Source organism: Streptomyces sp. NPDC032126, from assembly GCF_055580085.1.
In genome coordinates, this window is sequence record NZ_JBVIMA010000008.1 from 197,416 (window position 1) to 223,634 (window position 26,219).

The 26,219-nt window shown below is 70.0% G+C and carries 25 protein-coding genes and 1 pseudogene; 11 read left to right on the forward strand and 15 right to left on the reverse strand.

Annotated elements, in window-relative coordinates; genetic code table 11:
* Nucleotides 1-37: 37 nt before the first annotated feature.
* Entirely contained in the window at nt 38-1,171 is a 1,134-nt protein-coding gene (locus ACZ5NW_RS28350) for a serine hydrolase domain-containing protein (protein WP_468746768.1), read from the reverse strand.
* A 307-nt stretch (nt 1,172-1,478) separates the two neighbouring features.
* Between ACZ5NW_RS28350 and ACZ5NW_RS28355 the strand changes: the two genes are divergently transcribed.
* The 6 genes from ACZ5NW_RS28355 to ACZ5NW_RS28380 all read left to right on the forward strand — a co-directional run bounded on the left by ACZ5NW_RS28355 (nt 1,479) and on the right by ACZ5NW_RS28380 (nt 5,485).
* Nucleotides 1,479-2,627: a sensor histidine kinase gene (locus ACZ5NW_RS28355; RefSeq protein WP_468746769.1), complete on the forward strand. Its 1,149-nt coding sequence runs from the start codon at nt 1,479-1,481 to the stop codon at nt 2,625-2,627.
* A complete protein-coding gene (locus ACZ5NW_RS28360; protein WP_468746770.1) occupies nt 2,618-3,283 on the forward strand; it encodes a response regulator in 666 nt (221 codons plus the stop codon). The genes ACZ5NW_RS28355 and ACZ5NW_RS28360 overlap by 10 nt, the downstream gene beginning before the upstream one ends.
* Before the next feature lie 89 nt (nt 3,284-3,372).
* Nucleotides 3,373-4,026 carry a LysE family translocator gene (locus ACZ5NW_RS28365; protein WP_468746771.1) on the forward strand — a complete coding sequence of 218 codons (654 nt, stop codon included), beginning with the start codon at nt 3,373-3,375 and terminating at the stop codon, nt 4,024-4,026.
* A 131-nt stretch (nt 4,027-4,157) separates the two neighbouring features.
* The gene (locus ACZ5NW_RS28370) at nt 4,158-4,649 is read left to right on the forward strand and encodes a DUF2975 domain-containing protein (RefSeq protein WP_468746772.1); all 492 of its coding nucleotides are present in this window, start codon (nt 4,158-4,160) and stop codon (nt 4,647-4,649) included.
* Nucleotides 4,649-4,867, forward strand: coding sequence for a helix-turn-helix domain-containing protein (locus ACZ5NW_RS28375; protein ID WP_468746773.1), 219 nt, complete (start codon nt 4,649-4,651; stop codon nt 4,865-4,867). Before ACZ5NW_RS28370 ends, ACZ5NW_RS28375 begins: the two co-directional genes overlap by 1 nt.
* 33 nt (nt 4,868-4,900) lie before the next feature.
* Nucleotides 4,901-5,485 carry a DinB family protein gene (locus ACZ5NW_RS28380; RefSeq protein WP_468746774.1) on the forward strand — a complete coding sequence of 195 codons (585 nt, stop codon included), beginning with the start codon at nt 4,901-4,903 and terminating at the stop codon, nt 5,483-5,485.
* A 96-nt stretch (nt 5,486-5,581) separates the two neighbouring features.
* Here the strand turns inward: ACZ5NW_RS28380 and ACZ5NW_RS28385 are convergent, their stop codons facing one another.
* The 3 genes from ACZ5NW_RS28385 to ACZ5NW_RS28395 all read right to left on the reverse strand — a co-directional run bounded on the left by ACZ5NW_RS28385 (nt 5,582) and on the right by ACZ5NW_RS28395 (nt 7,073).
* The gene (locus ACZ5NW_RS28385; protein WP_468746775.1) at nt 5,582-6,073 is read right to left on the reverse strand and encodes a GNAT family N-acetyltransferase; all 492 of its coding nucleotides are present in this window, start codon (nt 6,071-6,073) and stop codon (nt 5,582-5,584) included.
* A 93-nt stretch (nt 6,074-6,166) separates the two neighbouring features.
* Nucleotides 6,167-6,493: a hypothetical protein gene (locus tag ACZ5NW_RS28390; RefSeq protein WP_468746776.1), complete on the reverse strand. Its 327-nt coding sequence runs from the start codon at nt 6,491-6,493 to the stop codon at nt 6,167-6,169.
* 205 nt (nt 6,494-6,698) lie between these two features.
* On the reverse strand, nt 6,699-7,073 hold the full coding sequence (locus ACZ5NW_RS28395) for a hypothetical protein (RefSeq protein ID WP_468746777.1): 375 nt from the start codon (nt 7,071-7,073) through the stop codon (nt 6,699-6,701).
* 317 nt (nt 7,074-7,390) lie between these two features.
* On the opposite strand from ACZ5NW_RS28395, the gene ACZ5NW_RS28400 reads away from it, so the two are divergent.
* Together ACZ5NW_RS28400 and ACZ5NW_RS28405 are read left to right on the forward strand one after the other, a co-directional pair.
* Complete coding sequence (locus ACZ5NW_RS28400; protein WP_468746778.1) at nt 7,391-8,095, forward strand: IclR family transcriptional regulator; 705 nt, start codon at nt 7,391-7,393, stop codon at nt 8,093-8,095.
* 115 nt (nt 8,096-8,210) lie between these two features.
* Nucleotides 8,211-10,922: a LuxR C-terminal-related transcriptional regulator gene (locus ACZ5NW_RS28405; RefSeq protein WP_468746779.1), complete on the forward strand. Its 2,712-nt coding sequence runs from the start codon at nt 8,211-8,213 to the stop codon at nt 10,920-10,922.
* 12 nt (nt 10,923-10,934) lie between these two features.
* Here ACZ5NW_RS28405 and ACZ5NW_RS28410 read toward each other — a convergent pair whose 3' ends face one another.
* The 4 genes and pseudogenes from ACZ5NW_RS28410 to ACZ5NW_RS28425 all read right to left on the reverse strand — a co-directional run bounded on the left by ACZ5NW_RS28410 (nt 10,935) and on the right by ACZ5NW_RS28425 (nt 14,381).
* Entirely contained in the window at nt 10,935-11,624 is a 690-nt protein-coding gene (locus ACZ5NW_RS28410; protein ID WP_468746780.1) for a DUF4232 domain-containing protein, read from the reverse strand.
* Nucleotides 11,625-11,802: 178 nt separating this feature from the next.
* Nucleotides 11,803-12,884, reverse strand: a pseudogene (locus ACZ5NW_RS28415) (sensor histidine kinase).
* Nucleotides 12,874-13,596, reverse strand: a complete 723-nt coding sequence (locus ACZ5NW_RS28420; RefSeq protein WP_468746781.1) for a response regulator transcription factor — start codon at nt 13,594-13,596, stop codon at nt 12,874-12,876. Before ACZ5NW_RS28420 ends, ACZ5NW_RS28415 begins: the two are co-directional and overlap by 11 nt.
* A gap of 80 nt (nt 13,597-13,676) precedes the next feature.
* Nucleotides 13,677-14,381 carry a VanZ family protein gene (locus ACZ5NW_RS28425; protein WP_468746782.1) on the reverse strand — a complete coding sequence of 235 codons (705 nt, stop codon included), beginning with the start codon at nt 14,379-14,381 and terminating at the stop codon, nt 13,677-13,679.
* 127 nt (nt 14,382-14,508) lie between these two features.
* Between ACZ5NW_RS28425 and ACZ5NW_RS28430 the strand changes: the two genes are divergently transcribed.
* On the forward strand, nt 14,509-15,687 hold the full coding sequence (locus ACZ5NW_RS28430) for an epoxide hydrolase family protein (protein WP_468746783.1): 1,179 nt from the start codon (nt 14,509-14,511) through the stop codon (nt 15,685-15,687).
* Between the two features lie 40 nt (nt 15,688-15,727).
* On the opposite strand, the gene ACZ5NW_RS28435 is transcribed toward ACZ5NW_RS28430, so the two are convergent.
* Nucleotides 15,728-16,525 (reverse strand): VOC family protein, encoded by a 798-nt coding sequence (locus ACZ5NW_RS28435; RefSeq protein ID WP_468746784.1) that lies wholly within the window; start codon nt 16,523-16,525, stop codon nt 15,728-15,730.
* A 237-nt stretch (nt 16,526-16,762) separates the two neighbouring features.
* On the opposite strand from ACZ5NW_RS28435, the gene ACZ5NW_RS28440 reads away from it, so the two are divergent.
* Nucleotides 16,763-18,406 (forward strand): LGFP repeat-containing protein, encoded by a 1,644-nt coding sequence (locus ACZ5NW_RS28440; protein ID WP_468746785.1) that lies wholly within the window; start codon nt 16,763-16,765, stop codon nt 18,404-18,406.
* A gap of 5 nt (nt 18,407-18,411) precedes the next feature.
* On the opposite strand, the gene ACZ5NW_RS28445 is transcribed toward ACZ5NW_RS28440, so the two are convergent.
* The gene (locus ACZ5NW_RS28445; protein ID WP_468746786.1) at nt 18,412-18,621 is read right to left on the reverse strand and encodes a 4-oxalocrotonate tautomerase family protein; all 210 of its coding nucleotides are present in this window, start codon (nt 18,619-18,621) and stop codon (nt 18,412-18,414) included.
* Between the two features lie 112 nt (nt 18,622-18,733).
* Here ACZ5NW_RS28445 and ACZ5NW_RS28450 point away from each other — a divergent pair, with 112 nt between their 5' ends.
* A complete protein-coding gene (locus tag ACZ5NW_RS28450) occupies nt 18,734-19,603 on the forward strand; it encodes a helix-turn-helix transcriptional regulator (RefSeq protein WP_468746787.1) in 870 nt (289 codons plus the stop codon).
* 53 nt (nt 19,604-19,656) lie between these two features.
* On the opposite strand, the gene ACZ5NW_RS28455 is transcribed toward ACZ5NW_RS28450, so the two are convergent.
* From ACZ5NW_RS28455 to ACZ5NW_RS28475, 5 genes are all read right to left on the reverse strand, one after another.
* Nucleotides 19,657-21,381: an acyl-CoA dehydrogenase family protein gene (locus tag ACZ5NW_RS28455; protein ID WP_468746788.1), complete on the reverse strand. Its 1,725-nt coding sequence runs from the start codon at nt 21,379-21,381 to the stop codon at nt 19,657-19,659.
* A gap of 63 nt (nt 21,382-21,444) precedes the next feature.
* Nucleotides 21,445-22,002 (reverse strand): PadR family transcriptional regulator, encoded by a 558-nt coding sequence (locus ACZ5NW_RS28460; RefSeq protein ID WP_468746789.1) that lies wholly within the window; start codon nt 22,000-22,002, stop codon nt 21,445-21,447.
* A gap of 82 nt (nt 22,003-22,084) precedes the next feature.
* On the reverse strand, nt 22,085-23,827 hold the full coding sequence (locus ACZ5NW_RS28465) for a VanW family protein (protein ID WP_468746790.1): 1,743 nt from the start codon (nt 23,825-23,827) through the stop codon (nt 22,085-22,087).
* Nucleotides 23,828-24,130: 303 nt separating this feature from the next.
* Nucleotides 24,131-25,096 (reverse strand): DUF1152 domain-containing protein, encoded by a 966-nt coding sequence (locus ACZ5NW_RS28470; RefSeq protein ID WP_468746791.1) that lies wholly within the window; start codon nt 25,094-25,096, stop codon nt 24,131-24,133.
* A gap of 38 nt (nt 25,097-25,134) precedes the next feature.
* On the reverse strand, nt 25,135-26,073 hold the full coding sequence (locus ACZ5NW_RS28475; protein ID WP_468746979.1) for a tetratricopeptide repeat protein: 939 nt from the start codon (nt 26,071-26,073) through the stop codon (nt 25,135-25,137).
* Nucleotides 26,074-26,219 lie beyond the last annotated feature (146 nt).

Below are 26,219 nucleotides of genomic sequence, written 5' to 3' on the forward strand. Positions count from 1 at the left end.
TCGCCGGCGGTGTACCAGAGTCGGTCGACCTCCCCGGTCACCTTCCCTGTCTGTTGCTGGAGGTGTCGCACAGTGCGTGGTCGACAAGGTCGCTGGCGGCCTTGTGTTGTCGGACGGTTGTGTCGAGGTCGCTCACGCTGGTGGACAGGGAGACGGTGACGGTGCGGCTGCCGTCGTCCGTGGCGCCGTTCAGAGTGATGTAGCCGGCTTCTCCCCCTTCGTGGCTCCAGTAGCTGCCGCCGCAGGTCAGAGGACGGCTGACCAGGCCGAGGCCGTAGCGTCCGCCGGGCCAGAACGTCTCGATCCGCTTGTCGACCGGGACGGTGTCCTGCATCTCGGCCCTGCGCGCCGGGGAAAGCAGCCTGCCGCCCAGCAGTCCCTGGAAGAAGCGGTTGACGTCAGCGGTGGTGGAGACGTACCCGCCGAGGTCGGGGACGATCTGTTCGGTGACGTCGGTCCGTTCACCGGAGGCGAAGACCTGGTAGCCGTCGGCGTGCGGGCGACGAAGGGTGGGAGTGGTGCCCGGCAGGTAGGTGTGGTTCATGCCGAGCGGCTTCAGGATGCGGCTGTCGACCTCCTCCTGCCATGGGCGGCCGGTGGCCTTTTCGACGATCATGCCGAGGACGACGTAGCCGGTGTTGGAGTAGCTCCAGCCTGTGCCGGGGCGGAAGTCCGGGTGGTGCTTCATCGCCCGGGCGACGATCTGTTCGGGGGTGTAGGTGTCGTAGCGGTGCTGGTAGTACTGCTGCGGGGTGTCGAAGCCGGGCAGGTCGTCGTGGAGGCCGCTGGTGTTCTGCAGCAGCTGACGCACGGTGATCTTCCGTCCGTCGTTGCCGTTGCCCTCGATGACGCCGGGAAGCCAGTGGTCCACCGTGTCGCCCAGGGACAGTTTGCCCTCGTCGACCAGTTGCAGGATCACCGTGGCCATGAGTGCCTTGCCGGTGCTGGCGATGCGGAAGTAGCCGTCGGGGGGCACCGGGCGCTTCGTGCCCACCACGGCGACACCGGCGGTGGCGACCAGATCCCGGCCGGATGCGATGGTCACCCGCGCCTGAACGCCGGTGACCCCCAACGCGTGGAGGGCATGAGTGTCCCGGCGCAGGTCGTCCTGCCGGTAGCCGGGGGCGGACGTCGCGCCCGCGCCGCCCGGGGACTGGACAGCGATGGCCACACCCGCTGTCCCGAGTGCGACCGCCGCGACGGCCGACCACCCCCGGCCGATCCGACGTCGACGCTTCTGGGAGGGACGGTGCTGCGGCGCGGCGGCCTGAGTCGTTGATCTCATGAATCGCACGCTAGGTACGTGTCGCGTTGCGTGTCGCTACGGCAGACAACCGCCGGAAACCTACAGCAGGCTGTAGTGCCGCAGGGGCGCCCGGCACATACAGTGGCGCCTCCGAGGGCCGGTCCCGGTCCCGTACGACATCCGAGGGCCGGTCCCGGTCCGTACGACAGACGAGGGCGGACCAGTGCTCGGCATGAACGGCGAGGCCCGCGCACGGTTGATCCAGACCTGGCGCAGCGGACGCTACCTGCTCGGCACCCTCATCACCGCGACGGTGACGCTCGTGGCGGCGCCGCTGCTGTGCGTCCCGTCGCTGGCGGCCGGGTGGGCGGAAGCTCACCGCCGGCGCGCCGGGGCACTGTTGGGCCGACCGGTGGAGGCGCGCCGACCGGCCCTCCGCCGGGACCTCGCGTGGCTCGTGACTCAGGTGGCAACCGGCCTGCCCACAGGGGCACTTGCGTTGCTGTGCCTGGGCAATCTGCTCCTCACCCTGGTCGCCACCGTCGCGTGGTGGGCCTTTCCCGCGTCGGATCCGCCACGGCTGCTGCTGATCGACGTCCGTGTCGACGGCTGGGTCCCCGCACTGACGATGAACCTCGTGCAGTTCCTGCTCCTCGCGGCGGTGGCGATCCTCGTCCTGCCACCGCTCGCCCGGACGCACGCGCGGTGCTGCCTGGCCGTCCTGGCACCGGCATCCGCCGAACAGCTGGCCGTGCGCGTCGCCGAGCTCACCCGGACGCGCGCAGACGTCCTGCAGGCGCACGGCGCGGAACTCCGCCGGATCGAACGCGACCTGCACGACGGCACCCAGGCCCGGCTGGTGGCCATCGCCATGCGGCTGGCGGTGGCCGGGGAGGCCCTTCCCCGGGACCCCGACGCGGCCGCCGCGCTCGTACGGCAGGCCCAGGCCGAGACCGAGGAGACGATGACCGAGCTGCGCTCGGTCATCCGCACCATCTACCCGCCGGTCCTGGCCGACCAGGGCCTCGTGGGCGCGCTCGGCACCCTGGCCACCAGGGCCGGCGTGCCGACCCGCATCGACGTCGGTGAGCTCGGTGAGGTCCCCGCCACGGTCGAAGCGGTCGCCTACTTCGCCGTCGCCGAGGCGCTGGCGAACATCGCCCGGCACAGCCGAGGCACCAAGGCCGCCGTCCGCGTCATCCGCACCGGCGCGACGCTGTCCGCACAGATCACCGACGACGGGAGAGGCGGGGCGGACGCGTCCCGGGGCAGCGGTCTGGACGGAATTCGCCGCCGCGCCGCCGCTCTGGACGGCACCATGAAGATCAGCAGCCCGCCGGGCGGGCCGACCACCGTAACCGTGGAGCTGCCGTGCGTGTAGTCATCGCCGAGGACAACGTGCTGCTGTCCTCCGGACTCGAACTCCTGCTGGGCTCCCAGGGCTTCGAGGTGGCCGCGATCACCGTTGACGCCGCCGGCTTCCTCGCCGCCGTCGAGACCCACCGCCCGGACGTCACCATCGTCGATGTGCGGCTGCCCCCGACCTTCCGCGACGAGGGTATCCGCGCCGCCCTCCGGGCCCGCCGCGACCGCCCCGGACTTCCCGTCCTGGTCCTGTCCCAGTACGTCGAGCAGGAATACGCCGGCCGCCTCCTCTCCGACACCCGCGGCGGCATCGGCTATCTCCTCAAGGACCGGGTGAGCCGTATCGCGGAGTTCACCGACGCGCTGCGCCGCGTGGCCGCGGGAGGTACGGCCATGGACCCGGAGGTCATCGCCCAGCTTCTCGCCGTCCGCGGCGATCCCGTCGACGCCCTGACCCCCCGCGAACGCGAGGTCCTGGCGCTGATGGCCGAAGGGCACGACAACGCCACCATCGCCGAGCGGCTTTTCATCACCGACAACGCCGTCCACAAACACATCGGCGGCGTCTTCCTCAAACTCGGCCTGTCCACCGGCGACAGCGGCCACCGCCGGGTCCGCGCCGTCCTGGCCTACCTCCGCCGCCACGACGGCAGCCATCTCAACGGACGTTGAGACGGGTGAGGTTGGGCATCAGTCCCGCTAATGACCCGTGAAGCAAGACGCGTTGGACGTGATCGATACCGCCGCTTCAGGATGGGCGCATGACCGTTCCCTCCGCTATCGCCTCCTTCGCCGTCGTGGCGGGCATGTTGACCGTCATGCCGGGCCTGGACACCGCTCTCGTGCTGCGTTCCGCCATCACCCTGGGCAGGCGCCGAGCCTTCGCGACGGCGCTGGGGATCCTCAGCGGCGTCCTCGTATGGGGCGTGGCCGCCGCGGTCGGTGCCTCGGCGGTGCTCACGGCATCCCATCTGCTGTACGACGGGCTGCGTCTGGCCGGTGCGGGATATCTGGCCTGGCTGGGGATCGCCATGCTCCGTCGGACGCTCAAGGAGCGCGGTCGGCCCGCGTCGGGGGACGTGCCGGGCGGGGCGGGAGCCACGATCGTGGAGGCGACGTGGGCCGGGTCCTGGGCGCGCGGGCTGGGCACGAGCCTGCTGAACCCGAAGAACGGCGTCTTCTACATGGCGATGCTGCCCCAGTTCATCCCCGCCGACGCCCCGCATCTGCTGATGGGCGTCGTCCTGGCGACCGTGCACGATCTGGAGGGGCTGGTCTGGTTCAGCGCGCTGATATACGGCACCCAGCTCGTCCGCCGGTGGCTGAACCGCGGCTCGGTGCAGCGGGCCATCGACGCGACCACAGGAACGGTACTCGTCGGCTTCGGCATCAAGCTGGCACTCGGGGACAACTGAAGACGCCCCGAGGAGAGGGGAGGGCGGCGCCCTCCGTTGATGGGAATCCGCCGTGCACCCTCCGCCCCAGCCCTTGCCCAATCTATCGAGAGTCGATAGATTCCCATCGCAAGTCGATGGAAGGATGAGCCTTGGGCAAGCTGACAGTGCGTGCGCTGCGTGCCGTGCTCGCGGTGGTGTTCGCCGGCACCGTGTTCGTACAGGCCTTGATGGTGTGGACGTTGGTCAGCGGGAACGACCCGGAGGACGGATCGGTCCCCCTGACCCCGCTGCGCGTGATCACGATCCTGGGCATGGTGTCGGTCCAGGTCGCCCTGGTCTGCGTCGGGCGACTGGTGTCGATGGTGCGGCGCGGAACCGTGTTCTCCCACGCCGCCTTCCGGTACGTGGACGGCGTGATCGGTGCCATCGTGGCAGCCGCCCTCGTGTGGTTCGCGGTCACCATCGTCAATGCACCGGGCCAGCGGGAGGACCCGGGAGTCACCGTCATCATGGGCGGGGTCGGCGTGGCCATTCTGGGCGTCGCGCTCATCGTGCAGGTGCTGCGGATGCTGCTCGCCCAGGCCGTCGCGCGCGATGTCGAAGCGGCGCAGATGCAGGCCGAGTTGGACGAGGTGATCTGATGCCGATCACCGTGGACATCGACGTGATGCTGGCCCGGCGGAAGATGTCCGTGGGCGAGCTCGCGGACCGCGTAGGCATCACGCCCGCCAACCTCGCGGTTCTCAAGAACGGCCGCGCCAAGGCGGTGCGCTTCACGACGCTCGCCGCGCTCTGCGAGGTACTGGAGTGCCAGCCGGGTGACCTGCTGCGCTGGGAGGCGGAGGATGCGGGATGTTGAGACCCCGAGCAGCCCATGGCAGGCTCATGCCGCATGATCGATGAATTCGCCAAGCACAACCTGCACGGGAGACTGCGGCGGGACCGCGAGGCGCTGCTCTGGAAACTCGACGGCTTGTCCGAATACGACGCCCGCCGGCCTTTGACAGCGACCGGGACCAATCTGCTCGGCCTGGTCAAACACGTGGCAACCGTCGAGGCCAGGTACTTCGGCGAGGTCTTCGACCGCCCTTCCCCGGAACCGCTGCCCCGGTGGCAGGACCACGACGGCAGCGATCAGTGGGCGACCGAGGACGAGACCCGCGAGCAGATCATCGGGTTCTACCGGCGCACGTGGGAACACTCGGACGCGACGATCAACGAGCTTCCCCTCGACGCCCCCGGCCATGTGCCGTGGTGGTCGGAGCCCTATCCCAACACGAACCTGTTCGCCGTCATGGTCCATGTCCTCGGCGAGTCCATCCGGCATGCCGGGCACGCCGATATCCTGCGCGAGAGCCTCGACGGCCGGACCGGGTTGCGCGCCGAATACGAGCAGCAGATCGACGAGGAAGCCCGTGCGGCCTACCGCGCGAAGATCGAGCAGGCCGCCAGGTCGGCGGCAGGCATCAAGGCTTAGACGGTTTCCCATGCCGCAGGTGGGTGATCGAGCGGGCGATCTCGTGGCCGCTACCGCCCGCCGAGGTCTGTGTTGTGACTGTCGTCCGCAGCGGGCCTACCGCAGGTCGAGCAGCATGGTGTCAGCATGGTCGCGGCTCTCGACCACCCGGTAGCCCTCCGCGTGGTAGAGCGCGGCAGCAGGATTGACGCGTTCCACGCTGAGGCTGATGTACTCCAAGCCGTGCTGTCGGGCGGTGTCGGCCAGCGCCCGCAGCAGCGCACGACCCACACCGCGCCCCCTCCGATCAGCGACAACGCCGATCGCCAGCTCGGGGATGTCGGCATGGACGAAGCCGTAGGCAGGCTCAGCCTCGGTGAAGAACCTGAGCCATGCCGCACCGACGGCGCGCCCGTCGACCTCGACGGCCACCACACCGAGGTCGGTGGCGCGAGGCCACCCGTCGACGTAGCGCGCAACCTCCGGGACGGCCAACGTGTCCGCTCGGCTCCGCCCCGGGTGACTGGGCGTGTTCGCCGCCTCAACGAGCATGTCCTGCAAGAACGATGCGTCAGCCGTCATCGCCGCACGGATCACGAAATCACTCATGGCCTCGAGTGTTGGAGTCGCATGAGGTTCACTGCAACTGAGTAAACGGTGGCCGTGTCTGCCCTCAGTCCGCGCCACATCGCTCGTGCCGCATCAGCTGACGGGGTGCGACACCCATCGCAGGACAGCCGTGGCCACCGCATCGCCGAGGGCGCTGATGGCGGTCACGGCATCCTGATCGCCGGGGAGGGGTGCGATGCCTCGGATGGTGAGTGCGGCGAACAGGTCCAAGCGTCGCCGGTCGGCGGGGCTGACGTGGATGTCCAGACGCTGCCTCGGGTCAGGAGGCGGCAAAAGGTAGTCACCGCCGCGCTCACTGGTGGGGGGACGCTGGGGGCCGAGATCGATGGTGGGTGTCGAGGAGTCACTCATGGACCAGATGTCCTGGACCGGGGCGAGCGTGTCGCTGTACGGGTTCACCGCGGATCTCCCTCGCTCGGGGTGGTGCCTGTCTCTGCCCCATGAAGTCGCGGGGCCCACCGTGTCAGTTGCACCGTCTCCCGAGGATCCCTCGAATGCCGCAATAAGTACGGCTACTCATCCCGGAGGCAGAGAACCGCCTCCGGCATCAACCCGGAGGCGGTTACCTCTTCCGCACGGACCCACTCGACCGACTGTCTCGGTCTCAGCAGGCCGGTACGGAGCCGTCGTGGAACGCGTCGTTACCGTCGACGAAGGCCCCGTACGTCCACCCCGTGATGAACAGTTCGGTGCCGTTGCGGTAGCGCTCCCCCAGGGTGTGGTACCAGACGTTGCCGCGCCCGAGGTTCTGGCCCCGGCTCCAGCAGTCCGCGATGATCACGTCGCCGGGTGCGAGGTCGGTCACTCCGACCTTGCCCGACGACACATTGGTGCTGCGGTAGACGGGGGCGTTGAACTCCGTGCTCAACGGGATGGCCGCCGTCGCGGACGCTTCCGTCGCCGACAGCATCAGCCCGCCCGCGCTCAGTGCGGCGACAGCCGCCATCATCGCGCCTCGACGGCCGAACTTGTGCCTCATGCTTGCTCCTTCGTCTCGCTCGTCGGTTGCGATGCCGAGCGTGCGCCGCCACGCCCTCGGTTGTCGCGCCGGGGTCCGGTCAGCGGCACGAGGCCGCTTTGGCCAGCGGGAGTCCGCGGTGAGTAATCACTGCTCATGCGCAGACGTCCGCCGCCGGGGCAGGGTGCCGGACGACAGCGCGCAGGGGACGCGCTGACAGGGGGGACGAAGTGCCGCAGAAGACGGGGACCGCATCTGTCACACACCACGCGACCACAACGCTCGGGAGCCATCAGACGCCTGCGGGCCGAGGCGTCCTCGAAGGCGCCTTCCGGCTGATGGCCGCGCTGGAACGACGAGGTCAGGCCGGCGTGACACGGCTGGCCGCGGACAGCGGACTGCCGAAGTCGACGGCCCATCGCGTGCTGACGCAACTGGCGGAACTCGGGGCCGTGGAAAGGCGCGGCACTCACTATGGCGTGGGGCCGCAGATGTTCCTCCTGGGCCGGAGGTGGCAGCCGCATCCCGGACTGCGTTCTGCGGCGCGCGAGCCGGTGCGCCGCCTCGTCGCGGCGACGGGGACGAGCGCGGCCATCAATGTGGTCCGGGGCGGCCATACCCTGACCCTGGACTGGACCGCAGGCCCGGACACGCCCTTCGGCCCGCTGCTGGACGATGTCACGTGGCCATGGTTCACCGCGGCGGGCAAAGCACAGATCGCCGCGAGCCCGGAGGTCCCGCTGGACCCGATGCCTTCGTGGTGGCCGCGTGAGGCGGCACGGATTCGTGGTGAGGGCGTTGCCTACGATCACGAACAGGTGGTGGAGGGCGTCTGCTGCGCGGCAGTGGCTCTGCGAGCCCCGAACGGCACACCTGTCGGGGCGTTGTGCGTACTGGCCACACCGGGACAGCCGCTCGATCGACTCGCCCGGGCCGCGGTACAGACCGGCCGCGCGATCGAGGGCGGACTGCGTAGACGGCCGCCATCAGGCGGGGCTCTCTGCACGCGGGACGTCAACGGCCGCCGCCGACAAGGGCGTTGACATCACATCGCGAAGAACGCATCGTCCGAGCCGCCAGGTTGTACGGTCCTGGTGGCCGAACCTTGATGGGGGGTGGGTGGTGGGCATTCGTCCGATGCAGGTGACGGTGCGCCCCATGGCCGACATGTTATGGCCGTTAGCCGGGCGGGACAGCGAACTCCAGTCGGTGAACGCCTTGTTGGACGCACCCAGCTGTTACGGCGTGCTGCTCTGTGGACCGCAGGGGGTGGGCAGGACCCGGCTGGCGGAGGAACTCCTGGCGGGCGCGGCTGCCGCCGGAGCGGCCACCGCACGCGCGGTGACGAGCGCCGGATACTCCGCGGTCGCGTTGGGCGCGCTGGCCCATCTGCTGCCGGGGGACGCCGACCTGTCCACCCCGATGAGCCGTTTCACGGCAGCCGCCCGAGCGTTGAGCGGAACGGACGCACGTCCCCGGGTCCTGCTCGTGGACGACGCACACCTTCTCGACACTCCCTCCGCCTTGCTGTTACGGCAGTTGGTCGAAACGGACACCGTCCGGCTGATCGCGACTCTGCCCACCGGTCAGCCGGGCTGCAGAACCGCGGCATCCGACGTCCTGCTACCCGGCGACGGCATGATGCGTTTCGATCTGGCGCCACTGCCCCTTGAGCACGTGGAGGAGTTGCTCACGCGTTCCTTGGAGCAACCCCCCGTCAAACGCGCGGCATACGCCCTCTTCCGGGCCAGTGGAGGCAACCCCCTGTTCCTTCGCGAACTCACCCTGGGGGCGCTGCGCTCAGGGGCGCTGCGGCGCAACGGCGGCCTCATGGAGCTATGGGAGGACGGCACCTACCTGGGGACGCCTCGGCTGACCGAGTTGGTCGAGCGACGGTTGAGCCTGAGCGGGGCGGCAGCGCGCGATGCTCTGGACGTGGTGGCGCTGTGCGAACCCGTCGCACCGGCTGATCTGGACGACACGGCGCCCTTGGACGTCCTCCTCGCTCTGGAGACCGCGGGGTTGATCAAAGCCGCCCAGGAGGGACGCCGTACGGTCGTGACGCTGGCCGAGCCGCTGTACGGGCAGGTACTGCGCGGCCGGATCCCCCCACTGCGGCGACGCTCCATCCTGCTGCGTCAGGCCCAGCGGATCCAGGAGCGCGGGTGCCGGCGCGCGGACGACGCCCAGCGCGTGGCCACCTGGACGCTGCAGTCCACCGGCCGCGCCGACACCGCCCTGTTGTACCGGGGCGCGACCCACGCGCTGCGCAGGTACGACTACTGCGCCGCGCTGCCGCTGCTGGAGGCCGTTCCGGAATCCGAGCACACCGTCGCGACGCGGCTGTTGCTCGGGCAGACCAGGTTCATCACCGGCAGCTCGCGCGCCGCCGAGCAGACCCTCGCGGGCATCGACGAGAGCGGCCTGACGGAGGAGGAACGTGTCGCCGTCACGGTGCTGCGCACCGCGAACCTGCTCGACGAGGGCCGCCCGCCCGACCACGTCCTGGCCATGAACGCCGAGGCGCGCTCACAGTTGTCCGACACGGCATGCCGAGCCGAACTACGCGCCAACGAGGGTTCTCTTCTGATGGCGTCAGGGCACCCGCGTGAGGGCCTCGCCCTGCTGTCCGACGTCGGACCGGAGCCGTCCTCCCCCGCGCGTGTCGCCGTGTGGCTGAGCCTGGCGGAGTTCAAACCCGTGGCACTCGCGGCAGTCGGCCGGACGGGAGAGGCCATCACCTGGGCGCAGAAGATCCACTCCGTGTGCCTCGAAGCCCCTGTCCTTCCCACCATGCATCCCGCGGGGCTGCTTCGAGCCATGGTGCTCGCCCACACCGAGGACGGCTGCCTCGTACGGGCGCGGACCGTGGGAGAAGAGGCCTTCGCCCAACTCGTCGCCGCCGGAGTGCTGTATCCCCGGATCTGGCTGGCCTGCTTGCTCGGCAGAGTCGAGTGGCTCGTCGGCCGAGCGGCGACCGCCCGCCGCTGGTACGCCGAAGCCATCGCCTCCGCCCGGGCGTTCGACCACCGTGACGCACTGCGCATCGCCCTCGGGGGCATGGCCGCTGCCTGTGCGGTGAGCGATGACCTCGCGGCCGCCCAGCAAGCCCTGACGGAACTGGAGCACCTGACCGATCCGGCCGCCGGTCCCCCGGACGACCCGAGTCCCCGTTCCGGCCTGCTGTGCCCCAGCGAAGCGGAGCTCGGACGGGCCTGGACGGCCGCGGCACGCGGCGATCTCGTCGCGGCACGCGACGCCCTGCGCCGAGCGGCACGCACCGCGGGCGCCGGCGGGCACCTCACCACCGAGATGATGTTGCTCACCGACGTGGCGCGTCTGGGCGGCGCCAAGGACGTCGCCGACCGACTGTCCGCTCTCGGCGACCGGTGCCAGGGCTCGCTCGCCCCCGCCCGGGCCCGGTTCGCCGCGGCTCTCACCACCGGGGAGCCCGTACAGCTCCTTGCGGCGGCCGACTCCCTGCACGAAGCGGGAGCCGACCTGATGGCCGCCGAGGCGGCCACCGTCGCCTCCGCGACGCTGCGCGCACGAGGCATGCACCGCCAGGCCGTCGCGGCCGACACACGCGCCGCCGGCCTGCGAGCCACCTGCGGCACCGTCGGCACGCCCCTGCTGAACACCGGCGCCGCCACTCTCGCCCTCACCCCACGAGAACACGAGATCGCTCTGCTCGCCGCGACCGGCGCGAGCAGCAAGGACATAGCCCACTCACTCCTGCTCTCCGTCCGCACCGTCGACAACCATCTGCAGCGCGTCTACACGAAACTCGGCATCACCAACCGCCGTGACCTGGCCGACGCCCTGCGGCGGCGACGGAACGGGTCGGACGCGGACGCCACGACCCGCTGATCGCCGGTGGGCTCAGGAAGGCTTCGTCGCCGATACGGCCGTGGCGGTCACCGTGTTGTCGCACTCCGCGAACAGGCCGTCCTCCAACGCGACTTGGTGCGCCCCGGATCCCGGCAGACCAACTACCAGGGTCGGGTAGGCGACGGGCTGTGATCCGGATTCGCAGTAGCCGTCCGCCTCGCCCTGCACCTGGACGAAGGTCAGCTTCAGCCAGGCGCTGCCGCCCGGCGCCACCCGCACCGGCGAGGCGGGGCCCGAGGGCGTCACCTTGAGCGGCGCGTTGTGCTGCGGGGAACCGTTGCCCGCGCCGGCCACCGTGGGATGGCCCCGCAGGACGCAGGACCGTGCGGAGACGTTGTGGAACTCCACGACCGCCGCTCCGATTCCCGTGCCGGCCGGCCGGTCGGCGGCCTGGAAGGCGGCCGCCGTCAGGGCGTCGGCCGCGCAGGTCCTCTCCGGCCTCGCCGGTGAGGGGGAGGTGGCAACAGCGCTCGCGGTGTCACGTCCAGCGGGAGAAGAGGCGAGGTCGGAGGGCTCCGCGGCCGCGGAAGTGGGCGAGGAGGGAGCCGCGCTGTTCGACGCCTTCGAGGGCGCGTCGGCGCCGGACGTGGAAGCAGCGGGCTGACAGCCGGTCAGCGTCAGGGCGGCCGCGATCGCTGCCATCGCCGGCGCGGCATAGCGGATGCTGTTCATGTACTGCATGAGGTCCCCCGAGATCGGATGGCGCGCAGGGCCTGGTCTCCCCCGGCACTCGCCGATGGAGACCGGGCCGGCACGGGGACGGGTTCCCCGGTGAGCCACCTGTGACAGGGTGGTGACAGGGCCCGTTGTGGAGGAGGCGGCGCGTCCGCGAAGGCTGGAGCAGGCCGCCATCCTGACGTCACGGCGTGCCGGGCAGCCTGATCGTGACGAGGAGGCCGCCGTCGGGACGGGGGGCGAGGTCGAGGATCCCGTCGTGGGCGCGAACGATGCTGTGCACGATGGCCAGGCCGAGGCCGACGCCGACGTGCTCGTCGGTGCGTACGCGTTCCGTTCCGCGCTGGAACGGCTCGGTCAGGGTCGGTACCAGTTCAGGTGGCACCGGCCGGCCCGTGTTCTCGACCCGCAGCACGCTCGCGCCGCGCACCGTTTCCGTACGGACCGTCACGGTGCCGCCGGCGGGGAGGTTGTGGACGATGGCGTTCTGGACGAGGTTCGACACCATCCGCAGCAGGAGTTCCGCGGAGCCGCTGGTCGGTGTCGCACCGCCGGTGACGTGGAGGGTGATTCCCCGTTGTTCGGCGAGGCCGAACAGATTTTCGGCGGCCTCTTCGGCGACGAGGGAGAGGTCGACGCTCTCACGGACGAAGTTCCCGCGGGCGCTGCGGCTGAGGAGCAGAAGGGCCTCGGTGAGGTCGATCGCGCGCGTATTGACGGCTTGCAGGCGTTGGAGGAGTTCGTCCCGGTCGCGTGTGGGGTCCTTGAGGGCGACGTCGAGCAGCGTCCGCGAGATGGCCAGCGGGGTGCGCAGTTCGTGGGAGGCGTTCGCGGCGAACCTCTCCTGCTCGGCGACGTGCGACTCGAGTTGTTCGAGCATGGTGTCGAACGAGTCGGCGAGTTCACGGAATTCGTCCTGGCGGCCCTCCATGCGGATCCGGTGGGACAGGGATCCGTTCCCGGCAGTCCGTGCCGCGGCCGTGATCCGGGTGAGCGGTGCGAGCATCCGGCCGGCGAGGATCCATCCCCCGACGAGTCCGAACACGAGCAGGAAGGCCATCGCCACGGCAGCGGCCGGGGCGAAGGTGTGCACCAGGAGGTAGCGGTTGGGTGAGATCCCGAGGAGGCCCTGGGAGTTGTCGGGTACGTAGCGCAGCAGGTCCACCACACCACGGCGAGCAGGAGCGCGCCGGCGACGGCGAGGAACCCGGCGTAGCTGAGGGTGAGTTTCAGTCGGACGCTGAGCCCCGGGCGTCTACGCGTCATGCCTACGGCCGGGGCGGGTGGCGGGGGTGTGAGAGGTATCCGAGGTTTCGCAGGGGGTGTCGATGCGGTAGCCGACACCCGGCACCGTGGCGATGACCCAGGGTTCGCCCAGCCGTTTGCGCAGTGCGGAGACGGTGATGCGGACGGCGTTGGTGAAGGGGTCGGTGTTCTCGTCCCAGGCCCGTTCCAGCAGTTCCTCCGTGCTGACGACCCCGCCTTCGGCGGCGACGAGGACTTCGAGCACGGCGAACTGCTTGCGGGTGAGTGCGACGTAGCGTCCGTCGCGGAAGACCTCCCGGCGGAAGGGGTCGAGGCGCAGCCCCGCGATCTCGCGGACCGGGGGCCGCGCGTACGCGCGTCGGCGGTCGAGCGCCCTCAGCCGCAGGACGAGCTCCCGCAGCTCGAACGGCTTGGTGAGGTAGTCGTCGGCGCCGAGCTCGAACCCGGACGCCTTGTCGTCGATCCGGTCGGCAGCGGTGAGCATGAGGATCGGGATCCCGCTCCCGGAGGCGACGATGCGCCGGGCGACCTCGTCGCCGGAAGGGCCGGGGATGTCGCGGTCGAGGACCGCGAGGTCGTAGGAGTTGACGCTGAGCAGTTCCAGGGCGGAGTCGCCGTCGCCCGCGATGTCGGCGGCGATCGCCTCCAGACGCAGACCGTCACGGACGGCTTCGGCCAGGTAGGGCTCATCCTCCACGATCAGTACACGCATGTCCGAAGCCTAAGCAGCACCGCATATCTCCGACGTATGCAAGGGCACCCGCGATGACGGGGGCGGACCGGACACGCGACTCAGCGCGCCGGTGCCGGTGCGGGGCGGGGCCGGTCCGACGGCGCGTCCGCCGTGGTGCGCCACCAGCGGCGCGACGCCAGCCCGGCCAGCGCGGCGCCGACGGCGTTGACCAGTACGTCGTCCACGGAGGACACCCGGTCCAGCCGCAGGACGTACTGCGCGGTCTCGACCAGGACCGAGCAGCCCGCCCCGAGCGCCAGAACCCGAGGCACGGACGCCAGCGCCGCGCACCGCATGGGGGCGAAGAACCCCAGTGCCGCGAAGACCAGCAGGTTGCCGATGATCCCGAGCGGCCCCATCGTGACCAGGTCCCGCAGCGGTACCAGGCTCACCCGGGCGGGGGCCGTGCCGGGCGCGGCGCCCGGCATCATGGTCATCCACAGGAACGGCACCGTCCCGTGGACCATGCCCACGTCGGCCAGCGACATCCGCCACACCCCGGTGACACCGGCGGCACGCCGACGGCGCGCCAGAACCCACGCCACCGACGCGGCCAACGGCAGCGTGACCAGCGTGATGAGCACCACGCCGTTGAAGGTGTCGAAGCAGCCGTGCCACCGCCCGGCCATGCACGTGGGAGCGGCCATCATGAGCGGCCGCCGCACGACGAACGCGGCGCTCGCGATGCCGAGGATCGCCAGGCCGAGGAGCACGATCGTGCGCGTGCGGCGCAGCGGTACCGACAGGGATGCGTTACGGCTCATGCCCCCATTGCAGGTGGTGGGCCGTTGCGGTGGCGTATGCGATTTTCGATACGCCCGCGATATACGGCGGTCGTGTCGGCCCGCGACGCGACGGCGTCCAACACCGTCGGTCTGTAGGGTGCGTGACATGCCGGATGCCGCCGCCTCGCCCCGCATCGAGCCGTTCAGCCCGCGTGCCAGCACCGCGGCGCTGGAGGACCTGCGCGCGCGGTTGCGCGCGACGCGCTGGCCGGACGCCCCCGAGGACGCCGGGTGGTCGCTGGGGACCGATGTGGCCTACCTCCGCGAGCTCACCGCCTACTGGGCCGACGGGTTCGACTGGCCGGCGCAGGAGGCGCGGCTCGCCCGGCTGCCGCGCTTCCGCGTCCGGGTGGGCGGCCTGGGGATCCACTTCGTGCACGCCCGGGCCGCCGCACCGGCCGGTCCTGTCCTGCCGCTGATCCTCACTCACGGCTGGCCGGACTCGTTCTGGCGCTACACGAAGGTCATCTCCCTGCTCACCGACCCCGGCGCGCACGGCGCCGACCCCGCCGACGCGTTCGACGTGGTCGTCCCCGACCTTCCTGGCTACGGGTACTCCGACCACCCCACCGGGCCGCCCCTGGACTCCATCGGCGTCGCCCACCTGTGGGCCGACCTCATGGGCGTTCTCGGCTACGCGCGCTTCGGCGCGGCGGGCGGCGACCTGGGCAGCCACGTCAGCCGCTATCTCGCCCTCGACCACGCCGACCGGGTCGTGGCCGTCCACCGCATGGACGCGGGCCTGCCCGTCTTCACCGGTGACCCGGCGGACCTCGCGCCCGAGGAGCGCGCCTGGCTCGAGGGCGCCGCGGCCTGGGGCGCCGGGGAGGGCGCCTACGCCGCCATGCAGCGTACGAAGCCCCAGACCGCCGCCGTCGGACTCACCGACTCGCCGGCCGGGCTGGCCGCGTGGATCGTCGAGAAGCTGCGCGCGTGGAGCGACTGCGACGGCGATGTCGAGCGGCGCTTCACCAAGGACGAGATCCTCACGAACCTCACGATCTACTGGCTCACCGCGACGATCGGCCCGTCGATGCGCATGTACCGTGCGAACGCCGCGATCCCGCCGGCGCAGCATGCCCGCCGGGTCGAGGTGCCGTCCGGTTTCTCACTCTTCGCCGGCGACCTCGTGCGCCCGCCACGGGCGTGGCTCGACCGCACGGCGAACGTCGTGCGGGTGACCGAGCCGGCTCGCGGTGGCCATTTCGCGCCGTTCGAGGAGCCCGAGCTCTACGCCGAGGAGGTGCGCGCGTTCTTCCGCCCCTACCGGGCGGCGGCGGGCTGAACCTGCGGGCGGGCCCACCGGCCTCGCCATGACCGGCGACTCAGCTCGGGGACGGGGTGAGCACCACGAAGTCCGCGTTCGACCGGTCGAGACAGACGGCCAGTCGGCCGACGCCCTCCACGTCCGTCGGTCCCATCTGCACGCTGCCACCGTTCTGGGTGACCTTGGCCACCACGGCGTCGCAGTCGGTGACGTTGAAGACGGGGTGCCAGTAGGGCCGCCCGTCGGCCAGGGCGAGGTTCTCCTTGGGCATCTCCATGAGGCCGCCCTGCATGCGTTCCTCGGGGAGCCCGGCGGGTGTGATGAGCGAGTACACGCCCGCGCCGCCGGGCAGCTGTGTGTCACTGAACTGCCAGCCGAGGGTGCCCCCGTAGAACTCCTTGGCGGCAGCGGCGTCGCTCGTGTACAGCTCGGTCCAGGACAGCGAGCCGGGCTGGTCCACCAGCTCGACGCCCTTGCTCGTCCCCGGCTGCCAGACGGCGAACTGGCCCCCCAAGGGGTCGCTGTACTGCGCCATTCGGCCCCACCCGTCGAGGTCCCTCGGCGCCACCCGCACCGTACCGCCGGCGCGCTCGACCGCCTGGGTCGTGGCGTCCGCGTCGGTGACGCTGAAGTAGATCATCCAGGCCGAGCGCGCGCCCTCCTCGGTGAGCTTGCCGATCCCGGCGACGATCTTGCCGTCCTTGCGGAACATGCCGCCTTCCATGTCCTCCCCCTCGCCCATGGACTCGTACTGCCAGCCGAACACGTCGCCGTAGAAGGACACGGTGGGCCGGACGTAGGGGGTACCGAGGTCGAGCCAGCAGGGGGAGCCGGGGGCGAAGTCCGTGGTGATCATGGCGATGGTTCCCTTCGGTGGATCACTTCTGGACCCAGCCTGGCACCGGGCGGCGATCATCGCGCGCCGGCCGCCCGCGGCCGCGTGGGAAGCGGACGCCACGACCTCTGGGCGCCCGGCGCGGCCCATCGCATTGGTTGATCAAGCCGATCGGGCGGTAAGTCTGAAGGAGCGGGCGGTCAGTGCCCATCTGACCCGTGCGGGGAGCCCGCGGCCGAGCAGACGTGAGGGATCGACATGCTGGTGAACATGCGCGAGGGCATGCGTTTCGGCATCGGCATGGACGGCCTGACCGAAGGTGTCCGCGGCGAGGTCATCGAGTTCGACGGAGAGACGACGAACAGCGGTGGAGCGCAGACCCAGGCGGGCGTGCGGCTGATCGAGTCGCAAGAGTCGTTGATGCAGAGTCTGAACATCTCCGTGGGGGCGTCGTTCCACTACGGCCTGGCGTCGGCCGAGGCGAAGGCGCAGTTCCTCCAGGAGAGCGCCGTGAACGCGCACTCTCTGTACGTCCAGTTCTGGGCACACGTACGCAATCCCGCGCGGCGTATGGTCAGAGCGCGTCTCACCGAGCCCGCGGACACTCTCTACAAGACTCGCCCCGAGGACTTCCGGTCGCTCTACGGCGACTACTTCATCGATGAGATCTACAGCGGTGGGGAATTCTTCGGCCTCTTCAAGTTCGAAACACGCAGCGAGCGGTCTCATAACGATCTTCAATTGCAGCTGCGCGCGAGCATCGGGACCTTCCTGGCCGGCGGTGAGTTCACCGCCGCGTTCCAGCGGACTGTCGATCAGTTCCGACAAGAGACCAACATGTCGATCATTGCTCTGATGGATGGCGGGGAAGGGTTGCAGAACCCTTCCGACCTCGCCGATCTGCAGCGGCTGTATCGCGACTTCAATATCGCGGTCCGTGATCATCCAGTCGATTATCAGGCCAGCCTGAAGGAGTTGAAGTACCTCCCACTGCCGCCCGGTCCCAGCTGGGTGGAATCGGTGCTGCGGGAGAACATCATCAATCAGTGCGGTCAGCAGGTGATCGACGGTCTTGCCCAGCGCAATGATGTCGGCTTCATTCTGCGCTACCCGGACCAGTTCGAAGCGTTCGACAAAACGCCGCTCGTGGCGTACCGAGCCGCTCTCGAAGCGCGGCTCGCGCGCTGGGCTCGGCGCGCCACGGCCTGCGCCGGCGACATCGACGAATGCGTGATCGCCCCCGACGAAGACGTGCCCGTACCACCGCCCTTCCCCCGCCGCATCCGGGACGAGGACCCCCTCGCGGCGAAGTGGGAGTGGATCCTCGCCCACGACGACCTCATCTCCCCGCATTTCCGTCGGGAGAATCTGGGCGCACGCACGACGAGGGACGACTGGCAGCCGGGCCCCCGAGGGGGGCGGTACATCCTCTTCCGAGAGGACAACGGACAGGGAGATCCGGTCGCGGGTCTCTTCTACCACCCTGATCACGGCGCCTTCGGCGTGGGGTGGAACGTCTTCCGTGTCTACTGGGCGAACGGAGGCCCCTTCGGGTCCCACGGCTATCCCGTCAGCGATGAGACCTACATCGCGCCCGACAACGAGGACTGGTTCCCGAACTGGGTCTACGAATTCCAGGACAACGACTGGAAGGGGCCGTTCCAGGTCGGCCCTGGCTGGCGGCGCCAAGTCTTCGAGTACGAAGCCGACTGGCGGCACTGGCAGATCCCGGACCGGCCGTTGGTCGGTCAGTGGAAGTCACGCATGCTTGATTACCGGGTGAGCGCCCCGGACCTTCCGTACATGGAAGACTTCCAGGACGGTCCCGCCAACCCGCCCACTCTCTTCGCCATCCCTGGGGACAGCTACCTCTATCTGGGGACAACCAGCGAAAGCCTCTGACCCTGTCAAGCGCCGCCGTTGAGCATCGCGGCGGTCAGCACGTTCCCCGCGACGCCCCAGCCGCCGTCGGTGACTTCGTCGACCAGTACGACGGTCGTGGGGCGAGCCCGCTCGCCGTAGATCTCCGCATAAAGCTCGGTGGTGCGCTCGACGATCTTCTTCTTGTCCTCGGCGGTAAGGGTGCCGGCAGGGACCTTGAAATGTGCGAAAGGCATGGCTGTTTCTCCTGGTGTCGAAGTCTTCGCTCGGTGACTTCATCCTGGACGGCGCCGACCGGCGCAACCAGGGGACGTCATCCCCTGGGTCCGGGCCCGACCGCCCCCGACAATGGGGCACATGAGTTCTGCCAAATACACCGAACTGGGAGCCTTCCTGCGCTCGCGGCGGGACCGCATCCGCCCGGCCGAGGTGGGTCTCCCCACCGGGCCCCGTCGCCGGGTGCCCGGGCTGCGGCGTGAGGAGGTCGCCCAGCTCGCCGGGGCATCGGTGGACTACTACAACGAACTCGAGCGCGGAGCCGGATCCCAGCCGTCCGAGCAGATGATCGCCGCCCTGGCCAGGGCGCTGCGGCTGACCGCCGACGAACGCGACCACCTCTACCATCTCGCCGGTCGCCCGGTGCCCGTGCAGGGCGGGGCCGCCTCGCACGTACACCCCGGCATGCTCGATCTGCTCCAGCGTCTGACGTCGACACCCGCGCAGGTCATCACCGATCTGCATGTCACTCTGGTGCAGAACCCGCTCGCGGTGGCCCTGCTGGGAGACCAGTCCGGCTTCCGTGGCCCGCGGGCGAGTTTCGTCCACCGGTGGTTCACCGAACCCGAAGCCCGGCTGCTCTACCCGGAAGCGGACCACGAGGCGCAGTCCCGCGCCTTCGTCGCCGATCTGCGGGCAGCCGCCGCCCGGCGGGACGCGAGGGACGGCGAAGCCCGCTCGATGGTCGGTGCGCTGCTCGACCTCTCGTCCGAATTCGCCGCGCTGTGGGCCGAGCACGACGTGGCGTTCCGGCGGGACGACCGCAAACGCCTCAACCACCCCACGCTCGGGCTCATCGAGGTCAACTGCCTCAGCCTGTTCAGTGAGGACGGCCGGCAACGACTGCTCTGGTTCACCCCCGCGCTCGGCACGGACAGTGCCGACCTGCTCGACCTGCTCACCGTCATCGGCACCCAGGAGATCGCCGATTCGACGCCTTGAAGGGCGGCCGGGCCGAAGCGGCCCGGCCACCGGTGTCGATGCGCGGGGCGTGGCTACGGGGCCATCTCGTACGCTCCGGACAGGGCCTCGACGCGCTGCCAGACGCGGTCCGTGCGTGCCTCGTCGACGACCGGCCGTCGGATCGAACCGAGCGCCCACTCCTGCTGCTGCACGGTCGCGGAGTCCTTGCCGTGCAGCTCGACGGCGTGCGCGGAGAAGTCCCGTACCAGGACGGCGAACAGTTCGTCGAGGACGTCCTCGTCGAGGCCTGTCAGGGCCGCCTGCTCCAGGACCAGTTGCCCGTGGACGACGAGTGCGAAGAGCTGCCCGACCGCGAGGAGCAGGTCGAGGTCCCGGCTCTGCTCCTCGTCCGGGGCGGCCGTGGTGACGAACTCGCAGAGCGCGTCGGCCTGGTCGCGGAAGCGGGCGACGTTGGACAGATGGGCGTACGCGTCGAAGGCGGGACGCCAGTCGTGGAAGCGCACCGAGCCCAGGCCGCGCGCCGGGCCCTGCCGGAAGAGGAAGTCGTCGTCGGCCGCGTCGAGGCGGGTCGGGACGGGCTCGTAGTCGACCGGGGCGAGGAGGTGGTTGCGCATGAACTTGAGGATCAGCGCCAGGTTGACGTGGACGGTGCCCTCCAGCTTCGGCAGGCCGCGGATCTCGACGGCGGCCTGGGCGAAGTAGTTGTCCTTCTCGAAGCCCTTGGCGGCGATGACGTCCCACATCAGGTCGATGACCTTCTCGCCCTCGGTGGTCACCTTCATCTTCGTCATCGGGTTGAAGAGCAGGTAGCGGCGGTCGTCGGGACCCGCGGTGCGGAAGTAGTCGACGGCGCGGTCGCTGAACAGCTTCATGCCCACCAGCCGGACGTACGCGTCCGTCAACTCCCGGCGCACGTGCGGGAACGCGGTGACGGGGCGGCCGTAGAGGATGCGGTTCTGCGCGTGGGTGACGGCCTCGTACATGGCGTGCTCGCAGATGCCGATCGAGGCGGTGCACAGGTTGAACTTGCCGACGTTGACGGTGTTCAGGGCGGCGTCGAAGGCGGCGCGGCCGGTGTGCAGGACGTCCTCGGCGGCGACGGGGTAGTCCTCCAGGCGGAACTCGCTCACGAACTTGGACGAGTCGACGACGTTCTTGACGAGGTGGTACGCCGGGTGGCGGCTGTCGGCGGCGAAGAAGACGTAGCCGTCGGGGCCCTCGACGTCGGTGCGGCGGCCGAAGACGGAGACGAGCCCGGCGGCGTTGCCGTTGCCGATGTAGTACTTGGAACCGGTGGCCCGGAAGCCGCCGTCGCCGTCGGGCTCCAGGAGCATGTCGGTGGAGTAGATGTCGGCTCCGTGGGCCTTCTCGGACAGGCCGAAGGCGAACACCTCTCCCTGGGTGAGGAGTTCGGCGGCGCGGGCGCGAGCGGCGGCGTTCTCGCTCTGCCAGACCGGGCCCAGACCGAGGATCGTGACCTGCCAGGCGTACCAGTAGTCGAGGCCGTAGAAGCCGAGTATCTCGTTGAGGGCGGCGATGCGGGCCGTGTCCCAGCGCTTGTCGCCCTCGCCCTGCGCGGCGGCGGAGGCGGGCGTGAGGAACGTCGCGAAGAGGCCCTCCTTGGCGGCGAAGGCGAGGTAGTCGCCGAGCCAGGCTCGCGTCCGGTAGTCCTCTATCAGCCGGCGCTTGCCCCGCTCCTCGAACCAGTCGACGGTGGCGCGCAGCAGCCGGCGGGTCTCCGGGTCGAAGTGCGCGGGGTCGTAGGTGCGCGGGTTGAACAGCAGCGCGTCGGCCATGGGTGCCGCCTTTCGGCTGAGGGATGCGGTGTGAGGGTGAGGGTGCGCCGGCTGGGCGACCGGTCAGTGGTCGGCGTCGAAGCCGGCGAGCGTGACGAGGACGTCGTCGAGCCAGGCGATCATCATGCGCTCGTACGCGATGCCGCCCCGCAGGACGACATGCTGGAGTTCCCGCTCGGCATCGGGAGGACCGTCCGCCGGGGCGTCGCCGAAGTCGCGGACCTCGCCCGCGAGGTAGTGGGCGAGGCGGTCCGTGTGCGCCTGCCGGTGCCGCTCGACCTCATGGATCAGAGCGGCCGGATCGTCGAAGGCGGCGCCGCGGACCTTCACCGCGAGGTCGTGCCGGACACTCTCGGGTTCGGTCGGTTCATGCAGCCACGCGGAGAGCGCGTCCCGTCCGGGCCCGGCGACGGAGTACTCCTTCTTGTCCGGACGCCCGTACTGCGGGACCTCCCGGACGTCGACCCACCCGTCGCTCTCCATCCGCTTCAGAACGCGGTAGATCTGCTGGTGGGTAGCGGTCCAGAAGTACCCGATGGACCGCTCGAACCGCCGGGCCAGCTCATACCCGGAGCCGGGCTTCTCCAGCAGGGAGACGAGGATCGCGTGCTCGAGCGCCATGCACATGATCTTCCTATGCACCTCGTTGCATAGCAACAGGGGCACGGTGAGACCCGGCTCACCTACCGGCAGCGGCTCTCCCTCACTGAACCCCGCCGCTGGGCGGCTCGCAGACGATCTCGTCGCGCGGGACATAGTGGGTCCGGAACGGCTCCCGCTTCACCTCTCGGCCGTCGTTGTAGAAGACCCGCTCCACCGTGACGTCGAAGCCTTCGAGCGGCGTCTGCGGCACGCACTGCTCAGCGGTGCTCACCTTCTTCACCGGCTGCCGCACATTGGTGCGGGGCCCCTTGACCGACTTGATCTCGTCGTACTTCCTGGTGCCGAGGAACGTGACGGTCACCGAGGTGTCGGTCGACTCGGCCTGGATGTAGATGGCTTTGCCGGAGTCGTTCTGGAACCTGAGGTCGAGGCTGCCCCAGGCGACCGTCGCCTCGCGGCCCTCGGGGTACCGCTCGATGTAGAAGGAGTGGGCGCCGTGCTCCAGGGGCTTGACCCCGGCGAAGAACAACGCGTTGTAGACCGTCGTGGCCACGGTCGAGACACCGCCGCCCGCGGCCTTGGTGAACTCGTTGTCGAGGATGATGATGCCCTCGGTGAAGCCGTTGGCCTCGGTGCGCTCGCCGACGGTCCGGTTGAGGCTCCAGGTCTGGTTCGGCATGACGACGGAGCCATTGATGAGCTCCGCGGCCCTGCCGATGTTCTTCGTGCGGTACGCGGCCCGTTCGAAGTGGACGGTGAAGGAGGACATCTTCTCCGTCAGCCCCAGCCTCGCGGCGTTCTCGCGGGTCACCTGCGGCTGGATCGTCCGTGTGGCCACCTCGCCGGTGCGGGCGGCGCCGGACTTGGTGAGCAGGGGCAGTACGGCCTCGCTCAGCGCCTTGTCGGTGATCTCTCGGCCGGGTATGGCGTCGGCTGCCACCTGGACCTTGTCACCGGCGAGGCGCAGCTTGGCGTTCTCGGGCCTGCGGGGGATGTCGTTCAGGAAGCGGGCGACCGTGGGTGCGGCGCGCAGGCCCTTGACGTCGAGGCGCGGTGTGAGCCGGCCGGTGTCGTCCGGCCGCAGGGTGAGGTGCTGGCTCAGGACGGTTGGGCTGATGGTGAACCGCTTGCCGCCCACGGTGAGGGTGACCGGACCGGACACGGCCGGCTGTGCGACCTCGCGCACGGCCCGCCGTACCTCCGCGGTGGTGACCTTCGGCTTGCTCTCGCGGGCGGGCAGCGCCGTGACGGCATGGGCTTCCTGGCGCGCGAAGGCGGTGCGCAGGGGGGCGGCTGCCGCGTCCACGTCCAGGGCGTATCCGTCGCGTGCGGCGGTCTGGCGGACCTGGCCGTCGGCGAAGGTGACGGCGCCGTCCCGGCGCTTCTGATCGAGTGAGCCGGCCAGCTTCCGCAGGGCCGCCCGGGTCTTGTCGTCGTCGTGCCGTACGACCGGCTCGATGTCACCCCCGCCCGAGTGGAAGAGCCCGCCGATGACACTGAACGGATCGGAGCCGGTGCGCGCCGCCCGCTCGACGGTGCGCTGCGCGTCGAAGGCGAGTCCGGCCTGCCGAGGATCGACCGCGCCCCGGCGGTCGCCGACCTTGACCGCCAGTTCATGCGAGCCGGCTTCCGCCAGGGGCTTCTCCAGCTTGCGGACGGCCTCCGCGGGGCTGAGGCCCCCGATGTCCACCCCGCGCACCGTCGTCCCCGCCTCGATCTCGCCACCCGTGACGAGCAGCCCGGTGAGATACAGACCTCCCAGGCCGACGGCGAGCGCACCTCCGGCCAGGGCGAAGGACGGACGTGCGGATATGGGCTTGGTGGAGGGTATGCGGGGGCGCATGAATCTCCCGGAAGATCGACTGAACGGGCGCCCGATGACGCAGCTCTGCGCGCAGGGCAAGAGCATCAAACTATCCACAAACGGACACCGGATGCCTATGTCTCACGTCACGCGGAGGCCTTCGTGGCTGGTCAGGGCGCATATTCCGCGCGCGATCCCCGGGAGGCCGTCCGCCGCGCCGACCGAGAGGCCGCGTACACAACGTGATGGCCTGAGCGCAGATCGTGGCGGCGAGGGGGTGTGTCGTGGTCGGCGACCGTCCGAACAGGGACGGATCCCGTACGCGCCCGTACCGGAGAGGGATCAGTGCGGGAATGCCCGCGGCGCACGCTGACGGGGCAGGCTGGTGCGGAACTCCTCGATCACGGAACTCACCTGCCGCATCAGCGAAGTCCCTTCCAGCAGGCCGAGGTAGAGATTGCGGCGGGCCAGTCCCGGCAGGTCCACGCAGAAGTACAGGGCCATCAGAGGGTTGACGAACAACTCGCTGTCCTTGGTCCGCTCCGTGAACCGGACGTCTCCGAAGTCACCGCGTACGGCGGCGGCGACGGATCCGTTCACGATGCTCGGGTGGCTCGCGGTGTGGCGCTGGGCGTGCGCCACCGCGTCGAGATACAGCGCGCCCTCCCGCGCCGCCCCGAGCAGCGAGAACGCGCCGAGATAGGCGCCGTCCCGGTCCAGGGCGGCCAGGTTCTCCAGTACGAGCGAGTGGTTCACCCCGTGGTAGGCGTCCACCCCGAAGCCGAGGCAGGCCACCAGCCGGTGCGGGACCTCGTCGAGCCCGCTCACGGCGGCCAGGCTCGCCATGTCCTCCTCCGGTGTACCGAGACCGTGCTCGTCGCCGCGCATCAGGATGTCGGTGCCGCCGTCCACCAGGACGACCGCGTCGACACCGCCGAGATGCGCGATCAGCGTCCGGTAGGCCGCCCGCAGCGGACGGACCCCGATGCCCGGGAACGCGTACACGGTCGACGGAAGATCCTGCGTAGCGAGCCACTGGGCGAGGGTCCGCTCGGGGAAGTAGTCGCCGCGCAGGGGGGTGTCGGGTCCGACGGCCGCGACGTCCTGGTCCACCCACACATCGAGGTCCAGGCCGTACAGGTCGGCGAAGGACAGGTTGGCGAGATGCACGTCCTTGCCCGCCGACCGCAGCGCGAGGGCGAGCGGCAGCCCGGCGTACACATCGAAGCCGCCGCCCGCACCGGCGATGAGCACCCGCCGCGCGTCCCGCAGACGGGTGAAGAGCGCGGGTTCCCCCAGAGAGATCACCGCAGAACGCTAGCAGGGGCAATCCGGCACCGGGCGCGTCAACTGCTACGGATGCGGTGAGCCTTGGTGACGAGTCCGCGAGGCAGCTTCGGTCCTGCGCACGCGTAGTCGATCAACAGGTTCCGGTAGGTGGTGTTCGCGAGCTTCGGAGCCAGGTCGATCAGGGCGTTCAGGTCGTCGGACGAACCGGACAGGCGCGTGCGGTAGGCGGCGCCCGCTGCGCGCAGGACGACTTCGTGGGGTTCGTGGGCCAGGCCCTGTTCGACGAGGCTCACGGCCGCGGCGAAGTCGCCCTGCTCGGCACGCACGTCCGCCAGGTCCAGATAGAGGGACCAGTTGGCGGGGTCCAGGAGCAAGGCTGTTTCGAAGGCCGCCGCGGCCTGATCCAGGTCGCCCATCACGCGCCAGGTGGCCGCTCGAGCGACCGCGGTCCACATGACCCGATCGACGGCATCGGCGCGATCGCACAGGGCGAGGGCCAGCTCGTAACGACCGCAGGAGCGGGGCAGCCGGGCCATGGAGGCCAGCGACTCCGGGACAGGGCTCCGTTCGGACACCACATCAAGGGCATGGAACCAAGGGGCGAACCGCTCACGCATCTCGTCGGTATCCAGGTCGTGGCCGTAGTCCAACGTCCGCAGGCACGCTTCGGCCAGCGCCTCGGCACTCACCGCGTCGAGAAAGCGCGCGTCGCCGAACCAAGGTGCGGCTCCCCATGGCACGTCGGGCCGCACACCGGTGACCGAACCCAGAGCCATCGCCGCGTTGTCCATGTCCCCTTCGAGGAAGAAGAAGTACGCCTGCGCCAGCACAGCGCTCAAGGAGCCGTCCTCTTCGAGGCTCTCCTTCAGTTCCGAACGCCGGTCCCGCCACAACTCGGCGAGGGCCGCGTAGGGTTCCGGAGCCGCCGGTGCCGAGGCTATGGCCCCCACCAGAAGCCGCACCGCGCCGACGGGGTTGCCACCGCAATGCGCCATAACACCAGCGAGACTGACTCCCGCCGCCACCGACTGATTCGACACCGCAGGAGAATAGCCGTGGCTGGGCCAAGGTTCTGCGAGCACTTCGGGCGGGCGGTACCGCTTCAGGGCGGGGTGCTGACGAAGGGGCGGCGACGATGCCG

What these genes read in the sequence shown, in the direction of transcription:
- ACZ5NW_RS28355 (WP_468746769.1), top strand. Translation starts at nt 1,479, where the DNA reads ATGAACGGCGAGGCCCGCGCACGGTTGATCCAGACCTGGCGCAGCGGA.
- ACZ5NW_RS28440 (WP_468746785.1), top strand. Translation starts at nt 16,763, where the DNA reads ATGCTGGTGAACATGCGCGAGGGCATGCGTTTCGGCATCGGCATGGAC.
- ACZ5NW_RS28385 (WP_468746775.1), bottom strand. Translation starts at nt 6,073, where the DNA reads ATGAGTGATTTCGTGATCCGTGCGGCGATGACGGCTGACGCATCGTTC.
- ACZ5NW_RS28410 (WP_468746780.1), bottom strand. Translation starts at nt 11,624, where the DNA reads ATGCAGTACATGAACAGCATCCGCTATGCCGCGCCGGCGATGGCAGCG.
- ACZ5NW_RS28405 (WP_468746779.1), top strand. Translation starts at nt 8,211, where the DNA reads ATGGCCGACATGTTATGGCCGTTAGCCGGGCGGGACAGCGAACTCCAG.
- ACZ5NW_RS28400 (WP_468746778.1), top strand. Translation starts at nt 7,391, where the DNA reads ATGGCCGCGCTGGAACGACGAGGTCAGGCCGGCGTGACACGGCTGGCC.
- ACZ5NW_RS28450 (WP_468746787.1), top strand. Translation starts at nt 18,734, where the DNA reads ATGGGGCACATGAGTTCTGCCAAATACACCGAACTGGGAGCCTTCCTG.
- ACZ5NW_RS28435 (WP_468746784.1), bottom strand. Translation starts at nt 16,525, where the DNA reads ATGATCACCACGGACTTCGCCCCCGGCTCCCCCTGCTGGCTCGACCTC.
- ACZ5NW_RS28460 (WP_468746789.1), bottom strand. Translation starts at nt 22,002, where the DNA reads ATGGCGCTCGAGCACGCGATCCTCGTCTCCCTGCTGGAGAAGCCCGGC.
- ACZ5NW_RS28455 (WP_468746788.1), bottom strand. Translation starts at nt 21,381, where the DNA reads ATGGCCGACGCGCTGCTGTTCAACCCGCGCACCTACGACCCCGCGCAC.
- ACZ5NW_RS28395 (WP_468746777.1), bottom strand. Translation starts at nt 7,073, where the DNA reads ATGAGGCACAAGTTCGGCCGTCGAGGCGCGATGATGGCGGCTGTCGCC.
- ACZ5NW_RS28425 (WP_468746782.1), bottom strand. Translation starts at nt 14,381, where the DNA reads ATGAGCCGTAACGCATCCCTGTCGGTACCGCTGCGCCGCACGCGCACG.
- ACZ5NW_RS28430 (WP_468746783.1), top strand. Translation starts at nt 14,509, where the DNA reads ATGCCGGATGCCGCCGCCTCGCCCCGCATCGAGCCGTTCAGCCCGCGT.
- ACZ5NW_RS28365 (WP_468746771.1), top strand. Translation starts at nt 3,373, where the DNA reads ATGACCGTTCCCTCCGCTATCGCCTCCTTCGCCGTCGTGGCGGGCATG.
- ACZ5NW_RS28475 (WP_468746979.1), bottom strand. Translation starts at nt 26,073, where the DNA reads ATGGCGCATTGCGGTGGCAACCCCGTCGGCGCGGTGCGGCTTCTGGTG.
- ACZ5NW_RS28445 (WP_468746786.1), bottom strand. Translation starts at nt 18,621, where the DNA reads ATGCCTTTCGCACATTTCAAGGTCCCTGCCGGCACCCTTACCGCCGAG.
- ACZ5NW_RS28380 (WP_468746774.1), top strand. Translation starts at nt 4,901, where the DNA reads ATGATCGATGAATTCGCCAAGCACAACCTGCACGGGAGACTGCGGCGG.
- ACZ5NW_RS28375 (WP_468746773.1), top strand. Translation starts at nt 4,649, where the DNA reads ATGCCGATCACCGTGGACATCGACGTGATGCTGGCCCGGCGGAAGATG.
- ACZ5NW_RS28465 (WP_468746790.1), bottom strand. Translation starts at nt 23,827, where the DNA reads ATGCGCCCCCGCATACCCTCCACCAAGCCCATATCCGCACGTCCGTCC.
- ACZ5NW_RS28420 (WP_468746781.1), bottom strand. Translation starts at nt 13,596, where the DNA reads ATGCGTGTACTGATCGTGGAGGATGAGCCCTACCTGGCCGAAGCCGTC.